This is a genomic window from Ruegeria sp. CDSC052 (genome assembly GCF_059610685.1).
This window is the reverse complement of record NZ_JBXWOB010000009.1, coordinates 83,750-108,921: the sequence shown is the minus strand read 5'-3', so window position 1 is coordinate 108,921 and position 25,172 is coordinate 83,750. Positions and strand designations below refer to the sequence as shown.

Here is a 25,172-nt window from a genome sequence, read left to right as displayed (position 1 = left end):
CTGTTTTATGCCACTCTTGATCTTCGATAGCCCGAAACCAGCGCCAAGCACATTGATCCGCGGCTCTACCGATCAACGAGGACCAGATGAATTCAAAACGCGAATTGCTGCAGAAACTGTTGAAAGGTATCGAAACCGGGGATGCCGAGGCCGCAGCCGTCGTCAACGAAGAAAAATACATCCAGCACAATCCCCAGACCCATGAAGGCAGCGAGGGGCTGGCCACGTTGTTTGCCCGCCTGTCGAAAACAAATCCCAAGGTTAAATTTGTTCGCGTTTTTGAAGATGGCGAATTCGCTTTTGCCCATAACGAATATGATTTTGCCGAAGTTAAGGCCGCGTTCGAGGTCTTTCGGTTTGAAGACAGCAAAGCTGTTGAGCACTGGGATAACATTCAGCCCCTGCGCGGCCCAAACGCTTCGGGACGCGGCATGCTTGATGGGCCAACTGAAATCACGGATATTGACAGAACCGAACAGAACCGGGAATTGGTCGACAACTTCTCGCAAACGGTCCTGATAGACCGGAAAACCGAGCGGATGAAGGCGTTTGTTGATGCGAACCTGATACAACACGATCCCGATGGTGTTGACGGCATCGACGCCTATCGCATGGTGCTTGAAGCTAGATCAGACGCGGAGTTGATCGTTCAGTATCACCGCGTCCATCGTGTGCTGGCAGAAGGGAATTTCGTCCTGTGCATGAGCGAAGGTGCCAGTCACGGAAAACATACCAGCTTTTATGATCTGTTTCGGGTCGCAGACGGAGTGATCGTCGAGCAGTGGGGCACTATGGAAACCATAGCGCCCCGTAGCGAGTGGAAGAATGACAACGGCAAATTCTGATCTAAGTAAGGGCCGTTAATGCCCGGTCAGAACCAGCGTGTTCACCGGCATCAGGATCAAACGCAGGCGCAGACCCGCCGCATGAACCACGCCGATCGTGTCGACCACATGCAGGAAAGCAGAGTGCCAAAAGCCCAAATCTTCATGCTCCAGCCGCTCGTGGTTATCGGTGTAGACATTCGCCAGACAGTTGCTGCCGGGCGGGATATCATCCGCCATGCCCTTATAAAGCGGTTCAAAATAAACCAGGATCGAGCCCGGCACCTTGTTGGACTGCACGTCTCTCAGCTCGTCTGACGGGCGAATTTGTCCCGATGGGATCACATCCTGAACTTCGACCACCACAACCGGAATAACCGTGAACGGCTTGGTCATGCAGCCCAGCTCTCCGACCATGCCGGGCTTGATAACCTGCGCCGACATCTGATTGAACGCAGCCTGAAAGCGGTCATGCCCGGAATTTGACGGCACAAGAATACCTGCTGGACGCAGCAAAGGACTGACGTAATCGCCAACCTGAAGGCCGAACTGTTCAATCCTCCCCGTCACACCCGCGTTGATCACAGTCTTATCCAGCTCGGTCAAAGCAGCATCCAGGTTCGCATTGGCGCTGGCCAGTTGGGCCGGGATCAGCTCTTCGATTTGCTGTACGACGGCAGCGCGTTGCGATTCAGCCGCAACCAGCTTGGCCTCTCGTTCAGCGACAAGGTTTTCCAGCCGGTCAATCTCGGCCAGGCGGACGGCGCTTGACCCTTCGTCCCGCAGGGTCGTATTGCGTTGCAAGTCCTCCAGCGCCTGATCCAGCGCCGCTTTTGCGCCCGCGATCCCGGCGGCGGCCTCGGCCAGATCGGTCTCCGCGACTTTCAGTGACGCCTGAACTTGCGCGATCTGCGCATGCGCTGCCTCAACCATTGCAGTCTGAGTAAAGTCCTCGATCCGGAAGATTGGCTGCCCAGCAACGACCTGTTGGTTGTTGGAGACATAGACCTCGGACACTCGCCCACCCAGTTGCGGCAAGATCGTTACCGTGCGGAAATACGACGCCGCAGTTTTGCTGGCCGGGTGAAAATAGAACAGAGTGGTGATCACGGTCAGCGCCATAATGGCACAGGTTGTCAGACCCCAGCGCAACTCGTACCACATGGTGAATAATGTGATCTCGTGCCCGATACGTTTTCCCTGCACAAAGCGGCGGAACAGATAATCAGGCAGCACTGTAACCAGCGCGCACATCAGTGTTTCAAGCATGTCCTATTGCTCCTGCTGCGCGACGGGTTCGGGGGATGGAACGGGATCGGGATCAGCAGGCGGTTGCGGCGCCAAAGATCGGATCGCATCGGCAATGGCACGCAAGGGCGCACCTATGTCGGGAAACTGGAATCCGGCGACCAGAATGGCTGCAATCCAGAACAATCCGTTATGAGTGAACAAAGCCAGCAGCGCAAGAATTCCCACAAGCTGAAACTGCGGGTGGTTGGATTCATGCGCGAGCTTTTCGGGGATCGAATGCAGGGTGAAATAGCCAACGCCGATCAGGATGATTACCACAACCGTGAAAATGAACATGACCGTCAAAAGAAAATCGCTGCCATCCGCCTGGGTCACGTAAGACGGAATGTGCCCCGTGGCCAATGGGTGTAAATCTGCTGTGCTCACCCTGCCCTCCTCTAATTGCTTTCCACTTCTTTGGATGGGTTGATGCGCAAATTCAACCCTGCTTAAAGTCTCAATTAGAATTCTACGGTCGTGCACGACGCATTCGACGTCAGAAAATCACGACTGCGGCCAGCAAAGGGGCGACATGATAGATTTCCTGATTATCGGCGGCGGTATTGCCGGGCTTAGCGTGGGCGCGCGGTTGTCAGAGCGCGGCCAGGTCACCGTGCTCGAAGGCGAAGAGGCGCTGGGCTATCACGCATCAGGCCGGTCCGCGGCTATGTTTGCACCCGCCTATGGTCCGCCTGCTGTTATTGCCCTCAACCTTGCCAGCGCAGCGCATTTTGAGACGAATGACTATCTGTCGCCACGCGGCTGGGTTCTGATCGGCGGGAAAGACCAACACGATGTGTTTCACCGGGATGCCGATCAACTTGGCGGCCGACAGATTTCCTTTGACGCGGCACAATCCCTTATCCCGATCCTGAACCCCGAAACCGTCGGGTTCGCGGCGCACAGCGACAGTGAACAAGATATAGATACCGACCGCATGATGCAGGATTTCGCCCGGACGATCCGTGGGAATGGTGGATCCGTTCTGACCCGGCAAAGCGTCACGGCAATTCGCAAACATAGGCACTGGATCGTCGAGGCCACCGAGAGCTTTGAGGCACGACACATCGTCAATGCAGCCGGCGCCTGGGTTGACGAAATCGCGGCGATGGCCGGTATCGCGCCGATTGGTATCCAGCCGCGCCGCCGCTCAATGGCCCGTATCCCGGCCCCCGGCGGGCATGACTTGCGCGCCTGGCCCATGATGTTGGGTGCGGGCGAAAGCTGGTATGCTAAACCCGACGCGGGCAAATTGCTGGTCTCACCTGCCGATGCCGATCCGACCGCTGCCCATGATGCATTTGCCGATGACATGGTTCTGGCCGAGGGCTTGGCCCGGTACGAGGCAATGGTCACCGAGCCTGTGACACGGGTCGAAACCAACTGGGCGGGCTTGCGCAGTTTCGCACCGGATGGCAGTCTGGTTTTGGGGCCCGATCCGACCGATCCTACGTTTATCTGGTCTGCCGGTCAGGGTGGTTACGGGTTTCAGACGGCCCCTGCTGCATCCCAACTGGTAGCGGATCTGACAGTCGACAACCAATCAAGTCTGGACACGGCGACCATCGCCTCTCTGAGACCAGACAGGTTGCACAGATGAACAAGCGCCCGTTACCCTCCAACGCCAGCGTCGCGACTGTAGGAGAGAACGGTCAGTTGGTCGCTCCGGCAGCCAGCCGTAACGTCGGGGCTTTGTGTGATCTTCTGGACCAGTTCGCCCCTTTGACCGGACAAGCGCTGGAACTGGCAAGTGGCACCGGTCAGCACATCGCAGCCTTTGCCGAGTGCCGCCCCGGCATGCATTGGCAACCCAGTGAGGTTGAATCCGAACGGCGGGCCAGCATCAATGCCTACACCGCGGGCCTGCCGAATGTGTCTAAAGCAGTCGCTCTGGATGCAACCATCGAGGGTTGGCATCAGCCGTTTGGCGGCAGGGATCTGATCGTTCTGATCAATCTCTTGCACCTGATCAGCTGGGCCGAAGTGGAAACGCTTGTCGGCGAGGCGGCGCAAGCACTGAACGCGAATGGTCGGTTGGTCCTCTATGGTCCCTTCATGCGAAACAATCGCCTGACCAGCGCAGGGGATCAACGATTTCATACGGCTCTGGTCCAGCAGGATGCTGAAATCGGATATAAAAACGACGGAGACGTTTCTGAGCTTTTGGCCAATCACGACCTGAAAATCCTGGAAGTCGCGGAGATGCCTGCAAATAACCTGGCCTTCATCGTGGAAAAATCTAACACCTGATCCAGATCAAAGCCCGACCGAGGCCAACTAAACATATTCCAAATACACGATGTTAAATGGAATGTAGCATGCCCTGGCAGGAAAAGATCAACGACACGCGAAAAGGTCTTCGCAATTTGAACGGCGCAATCCCTGATACCGCCCGCGCCTTCGGTGCGCTTGGCGCGGCGGTCAAGCAAGGCGGAACGCTGGACTACAAGACCAAAGAATTCATCGCTCTTGGCATATCCGTAGCGGACCGATGCGAACCCTGTATCATGCTGCACACCGAAGCTTTGATCAAAGCCGGCGCGTCACGTGACGAGATTTCGGACGTTCTGTCCATGGCGGTTCAGATGGGGGGCGGGCCGTCGATGATGTACGCCTCTAAGGCGCTGGACTGTTTCGACGAGCTGAGTGCATGAAAAAAGCCCGCGTGCTGCGGGCATTTGAAGGCGGCACCAAAAAGGTGCCGCCGTTCTTATCCAGATCAGCCGTCCTTGCGGATGACCTCGTTTTTCGGATCATAGGGGCTGTCGCAGGTGACGACCGCATCCCACAATTTGTCCTGAAGCTTGACCTTCAGCTTGGTGCCTTCGACCGCCAGGTCGGGTTTCACATAGCCCATGCCGATGGATTTCTCGAACGCCACCGAATAACCGCCCGAGGTCAGACGACCGACGCGTTCACCTTCCGGCGTATACAACACTTCACGGCCCCACGGATCGGCATCCTCCGGTCCGTCGATCAGCAGGGTGCAGCATTTCACGCGCACGCCAGTCTCTTCCAGCTTGGCCTTGCCATAGAAGTCTTTGGACAGGTCGACAAAGCGCGGTAGGTCGGCTTCCAGCGGGGTCGCGTCGCGGCCCAGCTCAGTGCCGAAGGCGCGATAGGATTTCTCCTGACGCAGCCAGTTCTGGGCGCGGGCACCGACCAGCTTCATGCCATGCTTCTCACCGGCTTTTTCCAGCAGGTCGAACAGGTAGTTCTGCATTTCGATCGGGTGGTGAAGTTCCCAACCCAGCTCACCGGTATAGGCCACGCGGATCGCGTTGACCGGGCACATGCCCAGTTCGATCTGACGGGCCGACAGCCATGGGAAACGCTTGTTGGACAGCGCGGTTTCCGGATCGGCGTCTTTGATGACCTCTTTCAGAACGTCCCGCGACTTGGGTCCGGCGATGGCGAAGACACCCCACTGAGTGGTCACGTCCTGGATCTCGATATAGCCGAACTCCTCCATCTTGTCCTCGGCCGCCTTGCGCAGGAAGTCGGCGTCATACTCGGTCCATGCGCCGGCAGAGACGATATAGTAGTTGTTCTCGCCATTGCGAACGATGGTGTATTCAGTGCGGGTGGTGCCGTGCGATGTCAGCGCGTAGGTCAGGTTGATACGACCGACCTTGGGCAGCTTGTTACAGGTGAACCAATCCAGGAACTGGGTCGCACCAGGGCCTTTGACGACATGTTTGGTGAAGGCCGATGCGTCGATCAGGCCAACGCCTTCGCGGATCGCCTTTGCTTCGTCAACGGCATGCTGCCACCAGCCACCGCGGCGGAACGAGCGGGCATCATGGTCGAAGTTTTCGGGTGCATCCAGCGGACCGAAGTAGTTCGGGCGCTCCCAGCCGTTAACCCAGCCAAACTGTGCGCCACGCGCTTTCTGACGGTCATAGGCCGGAACAGTCCGCAGCGGGCGGCAGGCAGCACGTTCTTCATCGGGGTGGTGCAGGATATAGACGTGCTCATAGCACTCTTCATTCTTGCGTGCCGCGAACTCGGTGGTCATCCAGTTGCTGCTATAGCGTTTGGGGTCCAGAGAGGCCATGTCGATCTCGGCTTCGCCATCGACCATCATCTGGGCCAGATAATAACCGGTGCCACCCGCAGCGGTGATACCGAACGAGAACCCCTCGGCCAGCCACATATTGCGCAGACCCGGCGCGGGTCCAACCAGCGGGTTACCGTCGGGTGTGTAGCAGATCGGGCCGTTGAAATCGTCTTTCAGACCGGATTCAGCACAGGACGGCACACGCTCGGCCATCGCCATGTACTGATCCGCAATCCGGTCCAGATCGAGCGGGAATAAGTCTGCGCGGAAACTATCGGGCACGCCGTGTTCGAACTGCGCCGGCGCACCATGTTCATAGATCCCCAAAATCCAGCCACCGCGTTCTTCGCGGGCATAGGATTCGTTGTCGGCATCACGCACAACAGGGTGTTCCGGGTTGCCCGCCTCGCGCCATTTGACCAACTCGGGGTCTTTGTCCATGACGATAAAGGTGTGTTCGACCGGGATCGCAGGCATCTTGATGCCCAGCATATTCGCGGTCCGCTGTGCGTGGTTGCCCGATGCGGTCACGACATGCTCGGCGGTGATAACCACCTGCTCATCCGACGGAATGAGGTTACCGCCCTTCTCGACCATTTTGGTGCAGGTGACTTCCCAATGAGTGCCGGTCCAATGGAAGGCATCGGCCTGCAGCTTGCGAACGATCTCAACACCGCGTTGACGCGCACCCTTGGCCATCGCCTGTGTCACGTCTGCTGGGTTAATATAGCCGTCCTCGGTGTGATATATCGCGCCCTTCAGGTCCGAGGTCTCGATCAGCGGCCAGCGTTCTTTAATCTGGTCCGGAGTCAACCATTCATAGGCAACGTCACAGGTTTCGGCGGTCGACGCGTACAGCATGTATTCGTCCATGCGCTCCTGGGTCTGCGCCATGCGCAGGTTACCAACCACGGCGAAACCCGCGTTCAGGCCGGTCTCATCCTCAAGCTGCTTGTAGAAATCGACCGAGTATTTGTGGATATGCGTGGTCGCATAGGACATGTTGAACAGCGGCAGCAAACCCGCCGCATGCCAGGTCGAGCCTGATGTCAGTTCATCCCGCTCGATCAGCATGACATCGTCCCAGCCTGCCTTGGCCAGATGATAGGCAATCGAAGTGCCGACGGCGCCGCCGCCAACGACCAGTGCTTTGACTTGGGTTTTCATAGCCGGGTGTCTCCCCTTGGAATCTGTTGCCACCATATGGCGCAATCAGCGCCCACCGCGCGACATTCATCCGACCAGTGATATAAAAAAAACGACCCTCAGACATCTGGGGGTCGTTTTTCCTAAAAGTTTTGAACTTTCTCAGCCGCCAGACAGCGAGCAGGTCTTGCGCGCATCTTTGAAGGCGCATTTGCCCGAAGACCCTGCTCCACCCTTGTTCACACGAATCTCGGATGCTTCGTTCACACGTTTCCCAGAAGCATCGGCAGTTTCTGAACCTTTAAAAAACGACTTCAGGCCGCCGAACAAACCGCTCGAGCTTTTCGGTTCGACCTCTTTTTCTTCCGACCCACCCGTTAGCTTCCCGAAAAGTCGCCCAAAAACACTGCCGCCAGATCCATCCGCATCTGCGTTTTCAATTTCCAGGCCAGCCAACCCTTTGCGATACCCGATCTGGATCAAATCATCCGGGGATTGGATATTGTTTGCCGTCAGATCGAAAGCATCAGATGGCAACCCGTGTTGTGCCGCCATTGTATTGGCAAGCAAGGCCAACCCGTTGATGTTTTCGATCCGCAACTGAGCAATCTCGCTGCGCAGCCGGGTGAACTCGACCCGGACTTCGGCCATTTGCAAGGCGCGCTCAATGCCGCCATCCGGGTCGGTAACCGCCTCGTTTCCTACACCAGGCACCGGCCGGCTAAGCAACGCGTTCATCCCATCATAGTCAAGCTGGCTGAGGAATATGCGCACATCCTGCTCCGGGGCATCCGTGTACATCTCAACACGGATTTCCTCACCCAGACCCAGGGTGCCCGTATAGATCTGGAACCCAACCGGCTGTGTCAGATCCGTCACTTTGGCAGTGATCATCGACCAGACTTTACGGACATCGAGATGGATCGGGCTGTACTCTGCTTCGACGAACTGAAAATAGGCAACGCCCCCGATCACACCGAACGGAGCATAGTTGCTGGCGCCGAAATCCATCGAGTCGATCGATCTTGCGATATTGCCCGCAAGTGAATCCGCGGAAGCCTCCTGCCGCAGTTTGATCTCAATCCAGTAAGTGTGACCAGCCTTTTCATAAACCCAGCTTACCTTATCCAGTTTTTTGGCCTGTATTTCAGCTTTTTGAACAGCCACCTTACTGGCAAGCGGGCGCGCGGCCTCACTGACTGATTTCAAGCCCCCCCCTTCACGCGCATCGAGCGTGAAGTCACTGTCCATTATTGCCCGACGCGAAAGCTCTGAATCCGGGACCGGCATATAGGGCTTGCCCCCTGCGCGCCAACGCTTCTGGCGGTCGCGTTCTGCCGCTTCGGCATCCAGTTCTTCATGATAAAGGGCGAACCGCGTTTTGAGCGTTTCCACATAGCCGTTTGCCGACAGCGTACCTTGGTGTTTCTTATCCTGCTGGTAGTAATCCAGCCCGGCGACAACCAATCCAACAATCAGCGCAAACCCGATCAGCCGCAACGCGTCCATCAAATTACCTCAATATTCATTCACTGCTTATTTCGCGCAGAATCTTTGAAAATTGAGGCATCCTTGTGGCTTAGATACGGAATAATCCGCGCGGTTTTTACCCGTCCCGAGCCGGAAATATTTTTCCCGGGTTCATGATATTGTCGGGATCAAGCGCCTTTTTCACCGCCTCCATAAAGGTCAGCGCTGCCCCTAGCTCCTTGGCCAGGTATGACCGCTTTCCTTGCCCGATCCCATGTTCCCCGGTACAGGTTCCCTCCATCTCGATCGCAAGGTCATTCAACCACCCAACAAACCCGTCCGCCTTGGCCACTTCGTCGGCGTTTTCCATATCGATCAACAGCAAGGTGTGAAAATTACCGTCCCCTACATGCCCGACAATCGGCGCCAAAAGCTCAAGTTCCTTGGCCTTGTTCCGGGTCGCAGTCACGCATTCTGCCAGTCGCGAGATCGGTACGCAAACATCGGTTGATATGCCCCGCGCACCGGGGCGCAACTGCAAGCTGGCCCAATACATATCATGGCGTGCCTGCCAGAGTTTGTTGCGTTCTTCGGTTGTCGAAGTGGCCGCGAAATCTGTGCCGCCGAACTCTTCGGCGATCTGACCAAATGTCTCAGCCTGCTCGACCGCACCACCAGTCGATCCATGAAACTCCAATAGCAAAAGCGGGGTTTCCGGTAAGGCCAGTCCCGAATAGGCGTTTGCGGCCTTCACCGACACCTCGTCCAACAACTCGATCCGGGCCACGGGAACGCCGTACTGGATCGTCATCATTACAGCCTGACATGCCGCGTCGACAGAAGGAAAAACACAACGCGCCGAGGTGATCGCTTCGGGGATGCCTTGCAGACGCAGAGTGAGTTCTGTGATGATGCCCAGCGTGCCCTCTGCGCCTACCATCAGGCGGGTCAAGTCATACCCGGCCGACGACTTTCTGGCCCGCTGCCCGGTCCGGATGATTTGCCCGTCCGGCATCACGGCCTCAAGGCTAAGGATATTGTCCTTCATCGTGCCATAGCGCACCGCATTGGTTCCCGAGGCACGGGTCGCCGCCATACCGCCCAGCGAGGCGTTCGCACCGGGATCAATCGGAAAGAACAGACCCTGATCACGCAGATGAGTGTTCAGCTCCTCTCGCGTTACACCTGGTTGCACGACACAATCCAAATCACCGGAATGAACGGCCAGTACCTTGTTCATCTGAGACAGATCGACCGAAATGCCACCGGCTGGCGCGTTCACATGACCTTCCAGCGAGGTTCCGGTGCCAAAGGCAATCACAGGGACCTTATGCGTGGCGCAGGCCTTGACGATTTCCGAGACTTCCTGGGTCGAATGCGGAAACACCACTGCATCAGGGGGCTGGTTTTCGATCCATGTGGTCGTATGCCCGTGCTGCTCGCGGATCGCCTGACCCGCTTGCAAACGGTCGCCGAATTTCTGTTTCAGAATGCCGACGACCGTTTCAATCCCCGCCTCGTTTCGCCGAAGCGACTTTGCTTGCACCATGCTTTCCCTTTCTGACTGGCCGCTAGACTACTCGCCCAGCGCAATGCCCTCACGTCGCGGATCGGCACCGCCTGTCAGCATGTCCCCGATCTCGATGGCATGAAGACCTGATGTCAAATCACGCGCGTTGACCTCATAGCCAAGCTCGGTCAGCGCATCCGAAAGCCCTTCGGCCCCGGTGCCCTGTTCCACGTCGAACGTGCCGAAACGATTGACCAGATGCGGCAGTGCCAAGGCCTGTTGCACATCCATATCCCAATCTGCCCAGGCGATGATCGACTTGGCAACATAGCCGATAATCCGGCTTCCGCCCGGCGACCCGATGGCCAGAACCGGTGCACCGTCCTGCATCACAATGGTCGGGCTCATGGATGAGCGCGGACGCTTGCCCGGTTCCAGACGGTTGGCAATCGGAACGCCATCACTGTGGGTTTTGAACGAGAAATCCGTCAGCTCATTGTTCAGCAAGAACCCGTTGGTCATCAGCCGCGATCCAAAGCCGTTTTCGATCGTCGTGGTCATGGACAGCACATTGCCAAACTGGTCCACGATCGAAATATGCGAGGTCGACGGAAGTTCCAGCGAGATATCATCCGCCCAGTTCGAGGCATGGTCAAATTCGGGATTCCCCGGAACGGCGTCGATCAATGCGGCCTCACCGCTCAGCAACGCGCCCCGTTCGGACAAATAGGCAGGATCGACCAGCCCCTGTGTCGGCATCGGGACAAAATCATGGTCAGCCATATAGCGCCCACGGTCGGCAAAAGCCAAACGCGAAGCATCCCCGATCAGCCGCCAGGATCTGATATCTTCGGGGCCTGACGCTGCCAGATCATAGCCGTTCAACATGCCCAGAATCTGCCCGACCGTCAGCGCCCCTGAGGATGGCGGGCCCATTCCGCAGACTTCATAAACGCGGTAGGTGGCGCAGACGGGGTCACGTTCGATGACCTGATAAAGCGCCAGATCTGTACCAGACAGCACGCCCGGATTCCCAGGCGCGCTGCGAACCGCGCTGACGATCCCGGCGGCAATCTCTCCTCCGTAGAATCCAGCTGATCCTTCCGCAGCCATGATGCGCAGCGTTTCCGCATAGGCCGGGTTCGTCAACCGCTGCCCCTGTGCAAGCGGCTGTCCTTCCGGCAGAAAATACGCGGCTGTCTCGGGAAATCGCGACAGGCGTTCCGCGTCATTCTCAACAAGGCTGGCCAATCGAGGGGAAACCAAAAAACCCTCATCAGCCAACGTAATGCCGTCAGAAAACAGGCCGGGCCACGGACTGCGGCCCCAGCGGCGATGCGCCTCTTCCAACAAAGCCGGGGTGCCGGGTGTGCCGACAGAAAGTCCCCCGACAACCGCATCAAAGAATTTCAGCGGTTCGCCATTCTCGTCCTGAAACAGACGATGGGTGGCCTCAAGCGGGGCGGCTTCACGTCCGTCCAGTGTTGTCAACTTGCCAGAGGCCGCATCATACCAGACCAGAAATGCACCACCACCAAGGCCCGAGGATTGCGGCTCGACCAAACCAAGTACAACCTGCACGGCAACCATCGCATCAGCCGCCGAACCGCCTGCCCGCAGCACCTTGGCCCCAGCCTCAACCGCCAGAGGGTTGGCCGCGGCCACCATCCAGTTCTGCGACGTCACGGGTTCACCGGCCAATTTCGCTTCGAGTGAGGCTATGACTTCTGCGGTCAGGCCTTGAACCTGCCCGTCAGTACCACCCTCAGGTGCAACCGCATCCGCAGCTTCCTGAGAGGCCAACGGCCCGGCAAAGGTCATGGTTGCCAAAAGCAATCCCGAAATCAGACTTCGTTTCATAGTATCCTCCTGAAAAATTGACTTTGTATCGTCCGGCCACCAAGCCGCGTACTATAACATGGACGGAACAACCTGGTCCGGTGGTCGGTGGCCGTCTTCGAATGTCTTGATATTTATGATAACTTTCTCGCCCATTTCGATCCGCCCCTCAAGCGTGGCAGATCCCATATGCGGCAACAGAACCACGTTCGGCAACTGCCGTAGGCGAGGGTTCACCTTCGTTCCGTGTTCGTAAACGTCAAGACCTGCACCTGCGATATCGCCTGACCGGATTTGGCGGGTTAGCGCGTTTTCATCGACCACTTCGCCACGTGACGTATTGACGAGCACTGCACTGGGCTTCATCAGCTTTAGCCGCCGGGCATTCATCAGGTGGAAAGTCGAAGGCGTAGACGGGCAGTTTACCGAGATCACATCCATCCGCGCGACCATCTGATCAAGGCTTTCCCAATAGGTCGCCTCAAGCTCTTGCTCTGTCTCCGGCCTCAACCTACGACGGTTGTGGTAATGTATCTGCATTCCGAAGGCACTGGCACGACGGGCAACCGCCTGACCAATCCGGCCCATCCCCAAAATGCCAAGACGCCGCCCACCGATCCGCCCACCCAGCAACGCGTTGGGTGACCATCCTTGCCAGTCCCCCTTTTGCATGACGGACAGCCCCTCGGGGATGCGGCGGGTCACGGCCAATATCAGCGCCATGGTCATATCCGCAGTATCGTCGGTCAGCACACCGGGCGTATTCGACACAAGGATGCCGCGCTGACGGGCGGTTGCGACATCGATATTGTCAACCCCGGCCCCATAGTTGGCGATCAGTCGCAGCCTTTCACTCGCCTGCCCCAGCAACCCGCCATCAATCGAGTCTGTAACCGTTGGTACAAGTACATCCGCTTCTTGTACGGCCGCTACAAGCTCTTCTCGGGTCATGGGTGCGTCGTCCGCACGCAACCGGACATCGAACAGCTCGCTCAATCGGGTTTCAACAGCCTCGGGCAACCGTCGCGTAACGACAACACTCAGACGTTCTCTAGGCACCTGTGTACTCCCACTGCTTTGCAAACTTTCGCGCGTCATGGCATCGTGGCGCAGGATAGGGCGGGGCACAAGAACCCCTGGGCATTGATCCAACCTTTTTTCGAAGCAAAATTAACAGGCATAAGAGCAGACTGTCAGTGAGTGTTCTCCTACCAGTAAATCGCCGGATTCTGGCGCTTTTTTCAGTAATTTTGCTTGTGCTTGGTCCCTTTGTGGCCAGCGCACAGGATAAGCGCGGCCAGGTCACGAATCTGCCTTTGCCACGGTATGTTTCCATGAAAGCGGCCGAGGGAAACGTGCGCAGAGGACCATCCCTGTCGCATCGAATCGACTGGGTGTTCAAACGGCGCGGGATGCCTTTGCAGGTGACGGCGGAATATGGCAACTGGAGAAAGGTTCAGGACCGCGATGGCGCAGGGGGTTGGGTCCATTACGCCTTGTTGTCTGGCGTGCGCACAGTACTGATCGAATCCGACTTGCTGCCGGTCTATTCCAACCCGGACCCAAACTCGCAGGTCAGTGCGCGGTTTGAAACCGGCGTTGTCGCGCGGCTTGGAACCTGCACGATCGAGTGGTGTCGCATCTCTGCAGGTGGATATCGTGGCTGGGCCCTGAAATCCAACCTTTGGGGCGTCGATCCCTCAGAGATTCGCGAGTAGCGCTGATCTCAGAGCAACCGGCAATGAAGTTCCCGATCCGCCACTCTCGAACTTGCTTATTCTTGTTATCTGCTTCGGCATTGGGCGGCCCTACGTAAGCAGGAGGCGCAACAAAGGGGTGCAGCGCCAGAAAGACCACATTCGCGACTGCCACTCGCCCTCGTTAAACCAATCGAAAACCTGCTTCCTGTCCGCCTGCCAGACGAATCCTCGCCCGGCCCAGCCGTTCAACATCTGTCCGCAGAGTCATGCTTCTTTGGCGGAAGAGCCAATTCACAGCCGTTGCCGTCAAACCATGTTCAACACCTTCGGGCAGGAAGAGGTGCTGCTAACATGACCCGTGAAAGATGCTCTGAATTTTTTTTATAACTGGCCTAATTTTTTTGCCTGAAAGCTCTTGAACCCTACCAACAACAATCGTAGATAGCGCCTCACCGTTGGGGTGTAGCCAAGTGGTAAGGCAGCAGTTTTTGGTACTGTGTATCGTAGGTTCGAATCCTACCACCCCAGCCAAACACTTCCTAATTGTGAGCTAGCGCGAGATCGCCGCCGTATTGTGGCGTGTTTTCCGACTCTTGCCGCATCTGGGTTAAGACAGAGACGCTTATGTGAGAGCAAATCCGGTCAACTTCGGGCCCCAGTCTCAGTTTGCCATTCCGGCGGTACGAGTATGTGGAATTGGGGGAAGTTTTGGTTTAGAACTTCGCGAACTGTTTGCGTTGTTCTGACCAGCAAGCTGGCACACCCAACTTAATGAGAGAGTCAGAGTTCAAACCATCGGGCTGTTCACCAGCCGCAATTGCATCGAGGATGTCTGGCGCGAGCATCGCCAGATCGACCACATCCTGAACGCGCCGATTTGATGTACCCTCGGCCTGCGCGATCTCAGTAAATGTCTTTCCGGCGATAATCATCGCCATCCATCTCTGCGCTTTGACGATGTTTTGCACGAGTGTCCGATCGACCTCGGGAGGGGCATCACCCAGATGCAGTTTCAGTTCGACGCCGCGCTTGCGCATTTGAAACGGTGTTGTCAAGGTGAGCGCTTCTGTGTTGATCCGGTTTGCATCACATGCCAGCGACCGGGCGAGTTCGTATTCGTTCAGACGAACGGTCAGTTTCCCCGGCTTCACGTTAGAGCGCTCGACCAGATGCAAATATTGCTTGGTCTGTCGGATCGCATGCAGTCTGGTTGATTTCTGAGCAATCTCTGACGCAGACAGATCGCAGATAAACCGCGTTACACCATCGTGGAGCTGCAGATGCTTTCTCACCAGACCGGCGATCAATTCTTCCAGTTGTTCCGCTGGCAAACGCCAGGCATCCGGATGCTTTTGGCTTCGATCTTTCACCAGCCGATGAGAGATGTAATAGCGCAAGCGCTTGCCATTCTTCCGGCTGTGGCTGGGTGTCAGACGGTCGCCGGTGTCGTCAAAGAGCTTGCCCGCCAGCAGAGATCGCAAGGCTATTCGCTTTGTGCCGCGAGGCTTGGATGCGGCATCCTTCAACATCTCCTGAACCTTTTCCCAGATGACCGGATCGATGATCGGGGGATGCTGTCCGTCATAGACTTGCCCTTTATGCCGGATCCGCCCGGCATAGATCGGGTTGCTCAGGAGGTGGTGGATGTGCCCGCAATCAAATGGCTTGCCACCAGAGGTACGTCCTGCCCCGCGAACACGCCGCCGCGATCTGAGCCCAATATCCTCCGCGCGCTCCTTTACCACCCGGATCAGTCCATGTTGCAGATAGAGATCATAGAGGTTCCTGATCGTCACAGCCTCTTCATCATCGATCTTCAGCGTCCTGCCGTGCGCCTGGTATCCGAGCGGGACATTACCGCCCATCCAGAGCCCTTTGCGTTTCGACGCCGCGATCTTGTCTCGAATTCGCTCTGCCGTGACCTCGCGCTCAAACTGGGCAAAGCTTAAAAGCACATTCAGCGTCAGCCGGCCCATGCTGGTGGCCGTATTGAAGGACTGTGTCACAGACACAAAGGACGCCTCCGCCGCATCCAGCCTTTCTACCAGCTTGGCGAAGTCGGCCAGCGAGCGCGTCAATCGGTCAATCTTGTAAACGACAATCTGGTCAACACGCTTTTCATCGACGGCCTCCATCAACTGCCGCAAGGATGGCCTTTCAAGATGTCCGCCAGAGATCCCGCCATCATCATAACGGTCCCGAAGCAATTCCCAGCCTTCGTGCTTCTGGCTCGCGACATAGGCTTCACAGGCCTCGCGCTGCGCATCGAGTGAGTTGAAGTCCTGCTCCAGCCCTTCTTCAGAGCTCTTGCGGGTATAGATGGCGCATCGGATCCGGCGCATCACTGAACCCCGAAGAAGCGCGGACCGGACCAGTGCGCGCCGGTGATGTGTTTTGCGATCGCCGACAACGACCGCCAGGATTTGCCATCCATGACATAGCCGCCATTCACCACTTCGACCTGATATGTGCGCCCATTCCACTCCCGGACTAGGTGGGAACCCGGTTTTGCTGTGGCCAGCATAGTCTTTCCCGAGGCAATCTGTTTCAGACGGCGCGTTGTTTTGACTGACACGTCGCCCAACGCTTTGTTTTGGCTATCCCATGTCAGCACACGCTTCATGAATTGCGGCGACAGATATTTGGGCGGTGGACGACCAAAAACCTGCCTCCAGCGGTCAAGGCATCCGGCGCGATCAAGCGCTTCGATCTCTGCAAACAGAACCGACACCTTATCGGGTTGGCCCGTGCTCATTGAACATCACCCTGCTCAACAATCCGATACACCGATCCTTTGTCGGTATCAGTCCGCAACACTGTGCATCCTGCCTTGCGCTGTGCGGAGATCGCGGCCCTTACTGTGTGGGGCTGCCAGCCAAAAGCCTTCTGGATCTGCGCGATCGATGCTCCGGGTTTGCGAGCCAGCAGCTTTCTCAGCTGCGCCTGGCGCGCAGATTTGGCACTGATCCGATTTGATACCCGGGTCGTGTTGTTCGAGTTCGGTGTTTTAGTCATGGGTTTCTCCACTCTGCTGGCAAAGGCCAATCCCTCGCCCTGTACTGAGTGGAGCCCGGTATTCCCCGGGCAGTATTAGTATGTGTTCAGTACCGCTCTGCCGCACTCAGAAGTCCAGTCAAAACTTGCGAACTGCAATCTGATCCAAGCAGACAAAAAAACGCGATCCCGCCTTTTCGAGACCTTTTGGTTGAATTCTGCTAAATTGAATCTTTGGCGGTTGTGCCGGCGCCCAAAGTGAACAACTTAATTTGGCCCTTTCAGCGCTTTGGCTTAGCAGTTGGAGCAGGCCGAGGCGTCAGCACAGCCTTGGTAGGCCAGACGGGCGACGAGCCGTTTGAAGCGCAGCGGAAATCCTTGATGGGCCATTTTGAGAGATCCAGTTTGCAAGCATCTCGGATCGAATTGCGTTTCTTGTCTCCCCACCTTTCTGGTTTGGCGACTGCACGTTTTGCTCCTTTGCCATGTAACTCGTGAAACAATGGGCGGATCTGTTGGGCAATCTTTGGGTTTGATGTCCAGCGGGTATCCCAACAGATCATGGTGGTCGTATGCCGCCCATCGGGAAGCGCATAATGATAATGGATACCTTGCTCAAGGTGGCGATCCAAAAGATCCTTGCAACCGTTGATCGTGAGAAAATCAAAAACCTTCAGGGTGATCTGAACATCCGTGGGAATCTCGCGAATTGGAACCAGAAAGCCGCGTAGAATTTCCCTCGGTGCTGCGGCTTCGAATTCGCTGCCGATGGTCCAAATAACCTCATTGAACTCCCGAGTGACTTCCGCACTAATCTCGATATCCGGCAACTCTACGTCGAGTTTTCGGACTATATTGAGTAGTTGCAGTCGAAGTGACCGGTGGATAGACTCCTGTTCGATCTCTCGCCATTCGCGCCAATATTCGGCTTCCATTAACGCCCAGGCCCGCTCGAAGCTCCTTTTACGCGCGTCGCGAACTAGCCCGCGGAGCTGGTTCAAAACGTAGATGGCCTCATTACCCATCAGCACCTCCACTTCGCACACCTGATAGCCAAAACTTCCCAATGCGATCTGCAGAGCCCAACCGATCTATTCCGCCATCAGTGCGGTCTGCACTCAGAACCTTTCTCGAGTGTAGGCGTGCTGTTCGCTTGCAGTCAGACTAACCGTGGCGTTGCCGCGGCGAATAAAAAACTCTTGCTTCTTCTCGAATTCAACGAACACAGGTTCTTTCGCTTCAGTGACATCAATCACGCAGACCTTCTTTCCATCCGGTGCATCGGCGAACCGCAACTTGCAATGCAGCGAGTAAGGCGCTCCGATGGTTGACGCGAACACACTCAAGAGACTGTTTTCGAAGGCATCGAGACTGTCTTTGACAAGCTTGAGGTCATGTTCGAGACCAATGATTTCTTTGTCATCGGTAACGCCAATGACAAGCGTGCCCCCTTTCGTATTCATAAAGGCGGCCAAGGACTTCAGCACTTGCTTTCGGAGGGACGTATTTTGTTTTCCCTGTCGCATATCCCACTGAAAGGTGCTCTTAAATTCAAGTTCTCTACTCTCGTCGGACTCGATGATTTCTTCCACCGACGGCGGCGGAGGCGGAGGCAGATAGAAAGCCTCCGGCCAGCCGCCGTGTTTCTCGATCACCTCATCGATCTCACCCATCAGACGCCGGGTTTCCGTCAGGGCGACGACAACGCGCCGGTAGTGCAGAATGTCTTCATCGGTCAAGACGCGGCCGGGGCTGGGCTTTTTGCCGCCTTTTCCTGCGCGATCCTTCAGCCATTTTTGGCAGACCTGATAGCCACCAACATAGAAATCCCAAGTCGCTTTGGGCACGTCCTCAAACCAACGGGTTCCGTTCACCATAACTCTTCCGTTTTCGTATTTTGGGTAGCCTTTCTCGACCCTTGCCTCGCCGCTACCAGCAAAACGGATAACTGGCGTTTCAAGAACCGGGGCCTCGTCCTGACGTAGGAGGTGCAGCGCAACGAGGTCGCGACCAAGTGGTACAAGATCTGCAAAGATGGCGCGGTCCTTGGGCGTGGGAATGCGAGGGAAGTCGGATTTCAGAAAGTCGACATAGCGGTTTCGGTAGCCGGGACTGTGCTGGACAGCATAGATATAGTCGAACAGATCGCGCGGACCGAATTGTAGCGCGAGATCGCCGCGTCCGTCCCATTGATCTCCGAGGAGGCCAAGCTGTTCGGCCTTTGGGCGTTGGAACTCAGGTCCGAGGTTTCTTTGTTCGCCACGAGGGATGCCGTCTTCGTAAGCCAAGCCGAGAGACTTGCCGACGCCCTGTGCCCAATCGCGGTTTATGTTGGGGCGGCGGTTGCGTTCTCCCGCTGTGAGATTTAGCCAAAGTGGAAAGAGATAACCGCGCTCTTTCGTGCGGTTCGAGACATAGCAGTCATCTTGAATAGCGTCACATGCAAGTACGTGTTCCCACGGCGTGGTTGCAAGTTGTCGGACGGTTGAAAGTGCCACATTTCCTCCGCTGCTCATGTGTCGCATGACGCGATCACGAAGATGTACGGCTATTTGGTTGTTATAGACCGTTACCCGATGGTCAAATGGCCTGTACGCTACTGATACAATCTCACTTTTCCAATCTATGCTACTTAGCTTTTGCTTTGCGACGCCATAGTTCCATTGGTTCTGAGTGCACAGACGAAGTCGGCCCCTCGCGGTTTCTTCGTTAGGGGTGGCAATCAACCACTCCACCTTCTCTATTTGTTCTGCTTTGGTAAATGAAATTGCATACTGATCGTGTGTTGTGACGATGCCCGGCGCGGGGTCGCCATTCTCACCCATTACTCGCGGCAGACCCTCAAACTCTTGCCACTCCTGTTTAAGGCCCAAGTCAACCTGATAGAAGAAACACTCAGGTAAAACTATTGGACACTTTAGTTGTCCGGAGATCCGTGCGGATGGGTTGACCAAAAAATCAAGTTTCTGAATCTCCGAGCCGAATAAATCATCACGCCACAGCTGGCTCGATTGCTCATTGTCCGAAAGCTTAATCGCTTCCGTGATCGCAACCCCCTGAGCGACACCTTCGAAGACGCCGTCGTCTGCGGTACCGTCCGGGGCCATCTCTTTTTTCTTTACGTTACCATGCAGGTCTAGGATGCGGATCTGACCGAAACTTTCCTTCAGTTTCGCGCGCATTCCCTTAAAGGTTGGATTGTCTAGGAAGGAATGGTTGGTGATGTAACCAAGAACGCCGTATCCAGTTTGGTCGAGTTTGAATTGAGCTAGCCGAATGAACTTAACGTAATCATCTTGCAGCCACTTGCCTTGTCCCGGCTTCAGGAGCTCTGGCCAATCACGTTTGTAATCATAAACTAGCTCCACTATCTCCTTAATATTATTGTTTTTTGAGTGCCCGGCGTATGGTGGGTTTCCTAGAATAACAGTAAATGGCGTTTCAGCTTTAGCTGAATTTGCCTCCTGCGACTCATGCGCCAGTGCTTCGGCCATGAATACGAATTCCATATCCAAGTCTCTTGCCGGCTCTAAGGCATTCGTCAGAAAAATCCGTGCGCGCTCGTTTGCATCAAAACGGTAGCCTGTCTCTTTTAATTTCAGGCCGACCTTCAAATGCGCAATGGAGTATGGAGCCATCATCAGCTCAAAAGCAGTAAGTCGGGGCAAGAGATGCAGCGGTACATACTCGTTCCACTCTGCCGCAACATCAGCCGCGCTGCGTCCTTCGGACTTCCAGAATTCGACCATTCTATCGTGTATCAGGTCGATAACTTCGACAAGGAATGTGCCGGTTCCGGTCGCCGGATCGAGGATCTGAACAAAGGGTTCATCCGGATCGATCTGGTCCGGGACTACAATCTTGTCGTTTCGGGCTGCCAGCTCCCCCCAAGTCGTGGTATCAGCCAAACCCAAAGGAAGGTCAAACTCTGTCCTTAGGATCTCATCCACGCCACGGACAATGAAGTTCACTACGGGCCGCGGCGTATAGAATACGCCCCTTTGCATCCGCTTCTCCGGATCGTACTCCTTAAGAAAGAGTTCATAGAAATGTATGACGGGGTCTTCTTTGGGGTTACGGTCCCCAAAATCTCGCAAAACGGCCTCGAGATTTGCATTTTCAAGCAGCTCAATGACATCCCTAACACCGAGTTCGTCGAAATCCATCGCCTGTCGTTTGTCCCGGCCACTCAAGGACAGAAAGGTCGAAAACAGCTCTCTCAAAAATGGGTTCGTACTTGGGATCATCTCCACGAGGCTGTCGGGGGTGGCTTCTCCCTTAGGGCGCGAGATGTATGACGCGAGTAGACCGTAACTGATCGTCTGCGCGAACATGTCGGCGAACCCATCCTTGTCTAGATCGTGGATCAGGTTCTTTCTGAAGGCCGCCAGCATTTTGCGAAGATTGCCCTGTTCTGTCTCAGCCTCCAGCAGCTCGTTCGCGCGGGCCCGGATATTTGCAGCAAGGTCCGCGAGCGCTTTCGCGAGTTCCTGAGAGGTTCGGACGACTTGGCGGTGTTCAAGTTCGAATGCGCCGCGCCATTCCGACCGCCACTTGTCGTGATCTTCAGGGTGTTCGGGCCATCGCAATTTGGAAGACAGCGTTTCAGCTACGTATTCGTTGTGCAGGCGCGTATCGAGGGCATTCCAACCGAGGACACGCAATGCGGGAAGGTCACCAGCGCCACCGGTGTCTGAGAAATGTGCAAATGCAAGTTCTCTGGCGCCCGAGGCGCCGAAATTCGTAACGAAAATCAAATCATTCTGCTGCCAGGCCTGACGGTCGGAAGACTGACTGCCCGCTCGTTTCCTTACAACCAAAGCACGCAACATTCGCCTCAGGACCGTGACCGAAACTGACTTCTCTTCGAAGGATATGAAAAAAATCCCCCAAGGTTGGCCAGTGGTCAGCGGGCGAAGCTGATGGATCTCACGAACCTTTGCGACTTCCTCGTCTTTCAAACCGAGCTCATCTGCATCCCAGTCAAAGGTGATATCCTCAAAATCTCCTTCTTCTTCGAGGGGCCAGTCGAGCTTGTCACGCAAGAGCGCAACGAGGCTTCCGAAATTTGCTACACGCTCAAGGTCTTCTGTTTTGATATTGGACATAGCTGTTCGGCTTCCAGGCTAATTTAGTTCCATCCACGCTTTCAGCACCGGCTTAACACCGACCGGGGCCTGAACTTTGCGCAGATATGTTCTGTTAATGTGCTTTTCGATCTTGAGGCGAACTTCGCTCAGATCTGCTTGCGGCAGTTCGACCTGGCGGGGCGTGTCAGCCTGACTGCGTACATACTCAACGATCTGAGGTGCCTCTTCGATTATCTTTTCGGTCGCGAGATCATACAGGTACCATTTCACGTCACCGCTGGCTTCGTTCCAGACGTCGCGTCCGGATGTCTCAGATGCCTCCCGATCAAACGCTGGCCTCGCAAAGCAGAAGAAGATGGCCTTCGAGCCGGATTTGATGTGGGATTTTCCGGAAAAAATCCCGTTTGGAAAAGCCGACAGCAGGTCCTCGAGGTCCGGCTGCTCGCTGATCAGATCCTGCCATTCGAGATGCATTTCCTCATCGGGCGTAGCCTTACCTTCATACTGTTCGGCGAAATTCCTCAGATCTTCGTAATCGTCGTCTTCGCGAAGGAGTTTCCTGCCCTCAATGCCAAGCGTTCGGGAAATGCGGAGCGTTTTGTGCGAGACGCGGTTATATAACCGAAGAAGATCATCCAGTTCGTCAGGTGGGAGGAAATTCCAGTAACCAACTGTACCTCGCAAGTCTTTTTGATCAGGGTGATCCTCCAGAATTCGTGCTTCAATATCCGGGTTCATCCGTCGGTCAACACGACCAATTCGCTGCATCAATCGCACCGGATTCCAGTGCAGATCATAGTTGATCAGCCGCGTCGCATCCTGAAGGTTCAGACCTTCTGACAAAACGTCCGTTGAAATCAGAACGCGGGTTTCGTCTTGCCCGGAAGATACAAGGTCACTGCTTGAACTCTCATTGTAGTAGGGCGCAAACCGCTGGATTAGCTTTGCGCGATCTCCTTTCGTGCCACTGTCGATTTGCGCAACGCCATGAATACCAGCCTCTACAAGCTGATCGTGAAGGTACCGGGCGGTATCACTAAACTCAGAAAATATCAGGACTTTGTGAGAACCCAAGATCTTGTCTTTTTTCAGAAGCCTGAGAAGCTCGTTCAACTTCTTGTCTTGGGAAGGTTTGAACTTCTCGAGTTCGTTCAGGAAATCTGCAATCTGCTCCAGATCCTGAATGCTGTCATGAACGATCTTTTCAATGTCGAACTCGTCACGTGAGAGTTCGTCCACAGCTTCAAGAAGCTCAGGAGGCAAAAGGTCTTCGTTGTCTTCGTCTTCGTCGAGAAGATCAAGTTGTGGGCTGTAGCCGATGAGCTTGCCGTTCCTTCGTTTCCAGCGCTCAAGCGCCTGGCGCTCGTGGTCTGTTGCAGCATGCACCTCCAGCCAGGCCAAGATCTTGTAAAGAAGCCGCCAACAGGATTGCCTGAAAGCCTCGGCGGAACTCTCGAAGCGCTTCAGGAAATTCGTTCGGATGAGTGCGACCACCTGCTTTCTTCGCCCCAGCTCCAGTGCCGGAATTACGTCTGGGTCGTCTCCTATGTAGTAGGCATATGGGTTGTAGATCCCGAGAACAAAAAGAGGCTCGCGTTTGTGGAAAGCCTCAGCGACCATATCAAGCAATTTTCCATAAGTCTGCTTTACTGAATACTCGACAACCTTTGGTCTTCTTGGCTCAGGAAAAATAATTTCCTGATCTGTCTCGCGAGCCATACTGGCCTTGACGTAACTTCTGCTCCTCTGCACCACGAGAGCATCAAATAAACTGTCCGACGAAAAGAGATCTCCAACGTCGGACATATCAATGTCCACGCCTTCCCCTTCGCCGTCATGGCTCAAAAGCTGCTTTTCAATAGATTTTTCAAGCTGGCGAATGTGGCCGGCCAGAGAATGGATCCCAAGCGGAGCCTGGCTAAAGTAATCCGCCTGATGACGAGAGAAGAGTTCAACCATGTGTTGGAAATCAAGGAGGCTGTTATTAATCGGCGTCGCCGTCAGCATGAATAGCTGCTTGCCTTGAGCAATATCGTGGAGGCGCCAGTATCGTGACCGTCGTTTTCCATCCTCTTCGCCCCTGGTGCCTGTGTTCCGAAAGTGATGAGCCTCATCAATAACTATCACATCCGCCTGGGCTGCAACCTGCTCAAGCTCCTCTGTCATCTTTTCCCGCATCAGGTCGGTATGACTAAATACTTTGAGTCGACTGTATCCTTTAAAAACGTCAGGCAATCGATTTCTTAGCTCCCGCTCCCAGACCGGTGCTTTGGCCGCTTTTGGGACGAAGAGAGCAACATTTTTACTTTCATATTTTACAAAACGCTCGATTAGCATCAGACCGATGAAGGTCTTGCCCAAACCAACACCGTCACAGAGAAATGCGCCGTTGTATTTGTCCGATCGTTTGAGAAGTGCCCCATACCCGTCCCTCTGATATCGAGCTAGGATAGGATAGATCTTTGAGTTATTTTTCTCCCACTCACTTGCTGTTTCTTCATGTCCAAGAAAATACTGCTGCAAAGACCGCGCATAGATGTCGAATGGCAGATACTCATGAATGTGTTTTTCAAATACGTTGAGTATATCCACGGTAACGTCTTCTGCTTCTTCCCAATGCTCTTCAAACCACTCCTGAAGCACTGCTACCGGTGTGCCTGTGATCTGAACATTCAGTTCGATGTTTTGAGTGAGGCCCGGCACAGTGAAGTTGGACGAGCCCACAAGCGCAGACGACCCCACCACATCGAGGCGGCCGTGAGTAATGTACGCCTTTGCATGAAATTTATCTTTTCGATAAACTCTACATTCTATCTTTCCGGAACGCAGAGCCTGCACGATCGAGCCTACACCGTTGAGGAAATGATTCTTTTCTTTCTCTCGCTCAATACTTTGATCGAGGCGATGGGAAATTTGGTGAATACCCTCCGCAAAGGCCTGTTTTGTGCGCTTTGAAACCTCATCGCCCATCAGTATTCGGATCTTGTCGACCTTCTGCCACTCGTCCTCGAGGGCAAGAAGAGAGCCAACTTCGAAATACCCAGTCGCGATATCGATGGCCTCTGCAATCTGGCACCAGTCGCGCAGATACCGCAGAGCCTTCCAATCTTCCTCGCTATTGTCGACAATGAAAAGTTCACTGCCTACTCGATGGCTTTCACGCCGTGGCATTGTTAGATTCCAATTATTAACTTGTTTTCTAAAGCATACGCGAAAGCCCTTGGACTTACAGGCAAATCGCTCCAGCTT

Annotated in this window: 18 protein-coding genes and 1 tRNA gene; 6 read left to right on the top strand and 13 right to left on the bottom strand. The window is 55.2% G+C overall.

Annotated elements, in window-relative coordinates; all coding sequences use genetic code 11:
• Positions 1 to 86: 86 nt before the first annotated feature.
• Positions 87 to 845: a nuclear transport factor 2 family protein gene (locus AC2FIM_RS14825; protein ID WP_271952556.1), complete on the top strand. Its 759-nt coding sequence runs from the start codon at positions 87 to 89 to the stop codon at positions 843 to 845.
• A 15-nt stretch (positions 846 to 860) separates the two neighbouring features.
• Here AC2FIM_RS14825 and AC2FIM_RS14820 read toward each other — a convergent pair whose 3' ends face one another.
• A complete protein-coding gene (locus tag AC2FIM_RS14820) occupies positions 861 to 2,093 on the bottom strand; it encodes an HlyD family secretion protein (protein ID WP_142638954.1) in 1,233 nt (410 codons plus the stop codon).
• A 3-nt stretch (positions 2,094 to 2,096) separates the two neighbouring features.
• Complete coding sequence (locus tag AC2FIM_RS14815) at positions 2,097 to 2,501, bottom strand: hypothetical protein (protein ID WP_142638956.1); 405 nt, start codon at positions 2,499 to 2,501, stop codon at positions 2,097 to 2,099.
• Between the two features lie 145 nt (positions 2,502 to 2,646).
• On the opposite strand from AC2FIM_RS14815, the gene AC2FIM_RS14810 reads away from it, so the two are divergent.
• The 3 genes from AC2FIM_RS14810 to AC2FIM_RS14800 all read left to right on the top strand — a co-directional run bounded on the left by AC2FIM_RS14810 (position 2,647) and on the right by AC2FIM_RS14800 (position 4,768).
• On the top strand, positions 2,647 to 3,714 hold the full coding sequence (locus tag AC2FIM_RS14810) for an NAD(P)/FAD-dependent oxidoreductase (RefSeq protein ID WP_271952558.1): 1,068 nt from the start codon (positions 2,647 to 2,649) through the stop codon (positions 3,712 to 3,714).
• Positions 3,711 to 4,364 (top strand): DUF938 domain-containing protein, encoded by a 654-nt coding sequence (locus AC2FIM_RS14805; protein WP_271952560.1) that lies wholly within the window; start codon positions 3,711 to 3,713, stop codon positions 4,362 to 4,364. The genes AC2FIM_RS14810 and AC2FIM_RS14805 overlap by 4 nt, the downstream gene beginning before the upstream one ends.
• A gap of 68 nt (positions 4,365 to 4,432) precedes the next feature.
• Positions 4,433 to 4,768: a carboxymuconolactone decarboxylase family protein gene (locus tag AC2FIM_RS14800; RefSeq protein WP_271952563.1), complete on the top strand. Its 336-nt coding sequence runs from the start codon at positions 4,433 to 4,435 to the stop codon at positions 4,766 to 4,768.
• A gap of 65 nt (positions 4,769 to 4,833) precedes the next feature.
• Here the strand turns inward: AC2FIM_RS14800 and AC2FIM_RS14795 are convergent, their stop codons facing one another.
• The 5 genes from AC2FIM_RS14795 to AC2FIM_RS14775 all read right to left on the bottom strand — a co-directional run bounded on the left by AC2FIM_RS14795 (position 4,834) and on the right by AC2FIM_RS14775 (position 13,198).
• A complete protein-coding gene (locus AC2FIM_RS14795; protein ID WP_496679402.1) occupies positions 4,834 to 7,341 on the bottom strand; it encodes a GcvT family protein in 2,508 nt (835 codons plus the stop codon).
• A gap of 141 nt (positions 7,342 to 7,482) precedes the next feature.
• Positions 7,483 to 8,829, bottom strand: coding sequence for a hypothetical protein (locus AC2FIM_RS14790; RefSeq protein ID WP_496679406.1), 1,347 nt, complete (start codon positions 8,827 to 8,829; stop codon positions 7,483 to 7,485).
• Between the two features lie 97 nt (positions 8,830 to 8,926).
• Positions 8,927 to 10,339: an FAD-binding oxidoreductase gene (locus AC2FIM_RS14785; protein ID WP_496708354.1), complete on the bottom strand. Its 1,413-nt coding sequence runs from the start codon at positions 10,337 to 10,339 to the stop codon at positions 8,927 to 8,929.
• 27 nt (positions 10,340 to 10,366) lie between these two features.
• Positions 10,367 to 12,160: a gamma-glutamyltransferase gene (ggt, locus tag AC2FIM_RS14780; RefSeq protein WP_496708353.1), complete on the bottom strand. Its 1,794-nt coding sequence runs from the start codon at positions 12,158 to 12,160 to the stop codon at positions 10,367 to 10,369.
• 51 nt (positions 12,161 to 12,211) lie between these two features.
• A complete protein-coding gene (locus AC2FIM_RS14775) occupies positions 12,212 to 13,198 on the bottom strand; it encodes a 2-hydroxyacid dehydrogenase (protein WP_496708352.1) in 987 nt (328 codons plus the stop codon).
• A 137-nt stretch (positions 13,199 to 13,335) separates the two neighbouring features.
• Between AC2FIM_RS14775 and AC2FIM_RS14770 the strand changes: the two genes are divergently transcribed.
• Both AC2FIM_RS14770 and AC2FIM_RS14765 read left to right on the top strand, forming a co-directional pair.
• Positions 13,336 to 13,857 carry an SH3 domain-containing protein gene (locus tag AC2FIM_RS14770; protein ID WP_142638974.1) on the top strand — a complete coding sequence of 174 codons (522 nt, stop codon included), beginning with the start codon at positions 13,336 to 13,338 and terminating at the stop codon, positions 13,855 to 13,857.
• 438 nt (positions 13,858 to 14,295) lie between these two features.
• Positions 14,296 to 14,370: transfer RNA gene (locus AC2FIM_RS14765), tRNA-Gln, on the top strand.
• Between the two features lie 182 nt (positions 14,371 to 14,552).
• Here AC2FIM_RS14765 and AC2FIM_RS14760 read toward each other — a convergent pair.
• From AC2FIM_RS14760 to AC2FIM_RS14735, 6 genes are all read right to left on the bottom strand, one after another.
• Positions 14,553 to 16,181 carry a recombinase family protein gene (locus tag AC2FIM_RS14760; RefSeq protein WP_496732125.1) on the bottom strand — a complete coding sequence of 543 codons (1,629 nt, stop codon included), beginning with the start codon at positions 16,179 to 16,181 and terminating at the stop codon, positions 14,553 to 14,555.
• Positions 16,181 to 16,594, bottom strand: a complete 414-nt coding sequence (locus AC2FIM_RS14755; protein ID WP_496732123.1) for a DUF2924 domain-containing protein — start codon at positions 16,592 to 16,594, stop codon at positions 16,181 to 16,183. The genes AC2FIM_RS14760 and AC2FIM_RS14755 overlap by 1 nt, the downstream gene beginning before the upstream one ends.
• On the bottom strand, positions 16,591 to 16,854 hold the full coding sequence (locus tag AC2FIM_RS14750; protein ID WP_496732121.1) for a DUF3489 domain-containing protein: 264 nt from the start codon (positions 16,852 to 16,854) through the stop codon (positions 16,591 to 16,593). Before AC2FIM_RS14750 ends, AC2FIM_RS14755 begins: the two co-directional genes overlap by 4 nt.
• Before the next feature lie 260 nt (positions 16,855 to 17,114).
• Positions 17,115 to 17,900, bottom strand: a complete 786-nt coding sequence (locus AC2FIM_RS14745) for a hypothetical protein (protein ID WP_496732119.1) — start codon at positions 17,898 to 17,900, stop codon at positions 17,115 to 17,117.
• A 51-nt stretch (positions 17,901 to 17,951) separates the two neighbouring features.
• Complete coding sequence (locus AC2FIM_RS14740) at positions 17,952 to 21,941, bottom strand: type ISP restriction/modification enzyme (RefSeq protein ID WP_496732117.1); 3,990 nt, start codon at positions 21,939 to 21,941, stop codon at positions 17,952 to 17,954.
• Positions 21,942 to 21,959: 18 nt separating this feature from the next.
• A complete protein-coding gene (locus AC2FIM_RS14735) occupies positions 21,960 to 25,094 on the bottom strand; it encodes a helicase-related protein (protein ID WP_496732115.1) in 3,135 nt (1,044 codons plus the stop codon).
• Positions 25,095 to 25,172 lie beyond the last annotated feature (78 nt).

Coding starts and splice junctions, on each gene's coding strand:
- AC2FIM_RS14740 (WP_496732117.1), bottom strand. CDS start 21,941: ATGTCCAATATCAAAACAGAAGACCTTGAGCGTGTAGCAAATTTCGGA.
- AC2FIM_RS14825 (WP_271952556.1), top strand. CDS start 87: ATGAATTCAAAACGCGAATTGCTGCAGAAACTGTTGAAAGGTATCGAA.
- AC2FIM_RS14760 (WP_496732125.1), bottom strand. CDS start 16,181: ATGCGCCGGATCCGATGCGCCATCTATACCCGCAAGAGCTCTGAAGAA.
- AC2FIM_RS14800 (WP_271952563.1), top strand. CDS start 4,433: ATGCCCTGGCAGGAAAAGATCAACGACACGCGAAAAGGTCTTCGCAAT.
- AC2FIM_RS14810 (WP_271952558.1), top strand. CDS start 2,647: ATGATAGATTTCCTGATTATCGGCGGCGGTATTGCCGGGCTTAGCGTG.
- AC2FIM_RS14755 (WP_496732123.1), bottom strand. CDS start 16,594: ATGAGCACGGGCCAACCCGATAAGGTGTCGGTTCTGTTTGCAGAGATC.
- AC2FIM_RS14735 (WP_496732115.1), bottom strand. CDS start 25,094: ATGCCACGGCGTGAAAGCCATCGAGTAGGCAGTGAACTTTTCATTGTC.
- AC2FIM_RS14820 (WP_142638954.1), bottom strand. CDS start 2,093: ATGCTTGAAACACTGATGTGCGCGCTGGTTACAGTGCTGCCTGATTAT.
- AC2FIM_RS14785 (WP_496708354.1), bottom strand. CDS start 10,339: ATGGTGCAAGCAAAGTCGCTTCGGCGAAACGAGGCGGGGATTGAAACG.
- AC2FIM_RS14750 (WP_496732121.1), bottom strand. CDS start 16,854: ATGACTAAAACACCGAACTCGAACAACACGACCCGGGTATCAAATCGG.
- AC2FIM_RS14795 (WP_496679402.1), bottom strand. CDS start 7,341: ATGAAAACCCAAGTCAAAGCACTGGTCGTTGGCGGCGGCGCCGTCGGC.
- AC2FIM_RS14805 (WP_271952560.1), top strand. CDS start 3,711: ATGAACAAGCGCCCGTTACCCTCCAACGCCAGCGTCGCGACTGTAGGA.
- ggt (WP_496708353.1), bottom strand. CDS start 12,160: ATGAAACGAAGTCTGATTTCGGGATTGCTTTTGGCAACCATGACCTTT.
- AC2FIM_RS14790 (WP_496679406.1), bottom strand. CDS start 8,829: ATGGACGCGTTGCGGCTGATCGGGTTTGCGCTGATTGTTGGATTGGTT.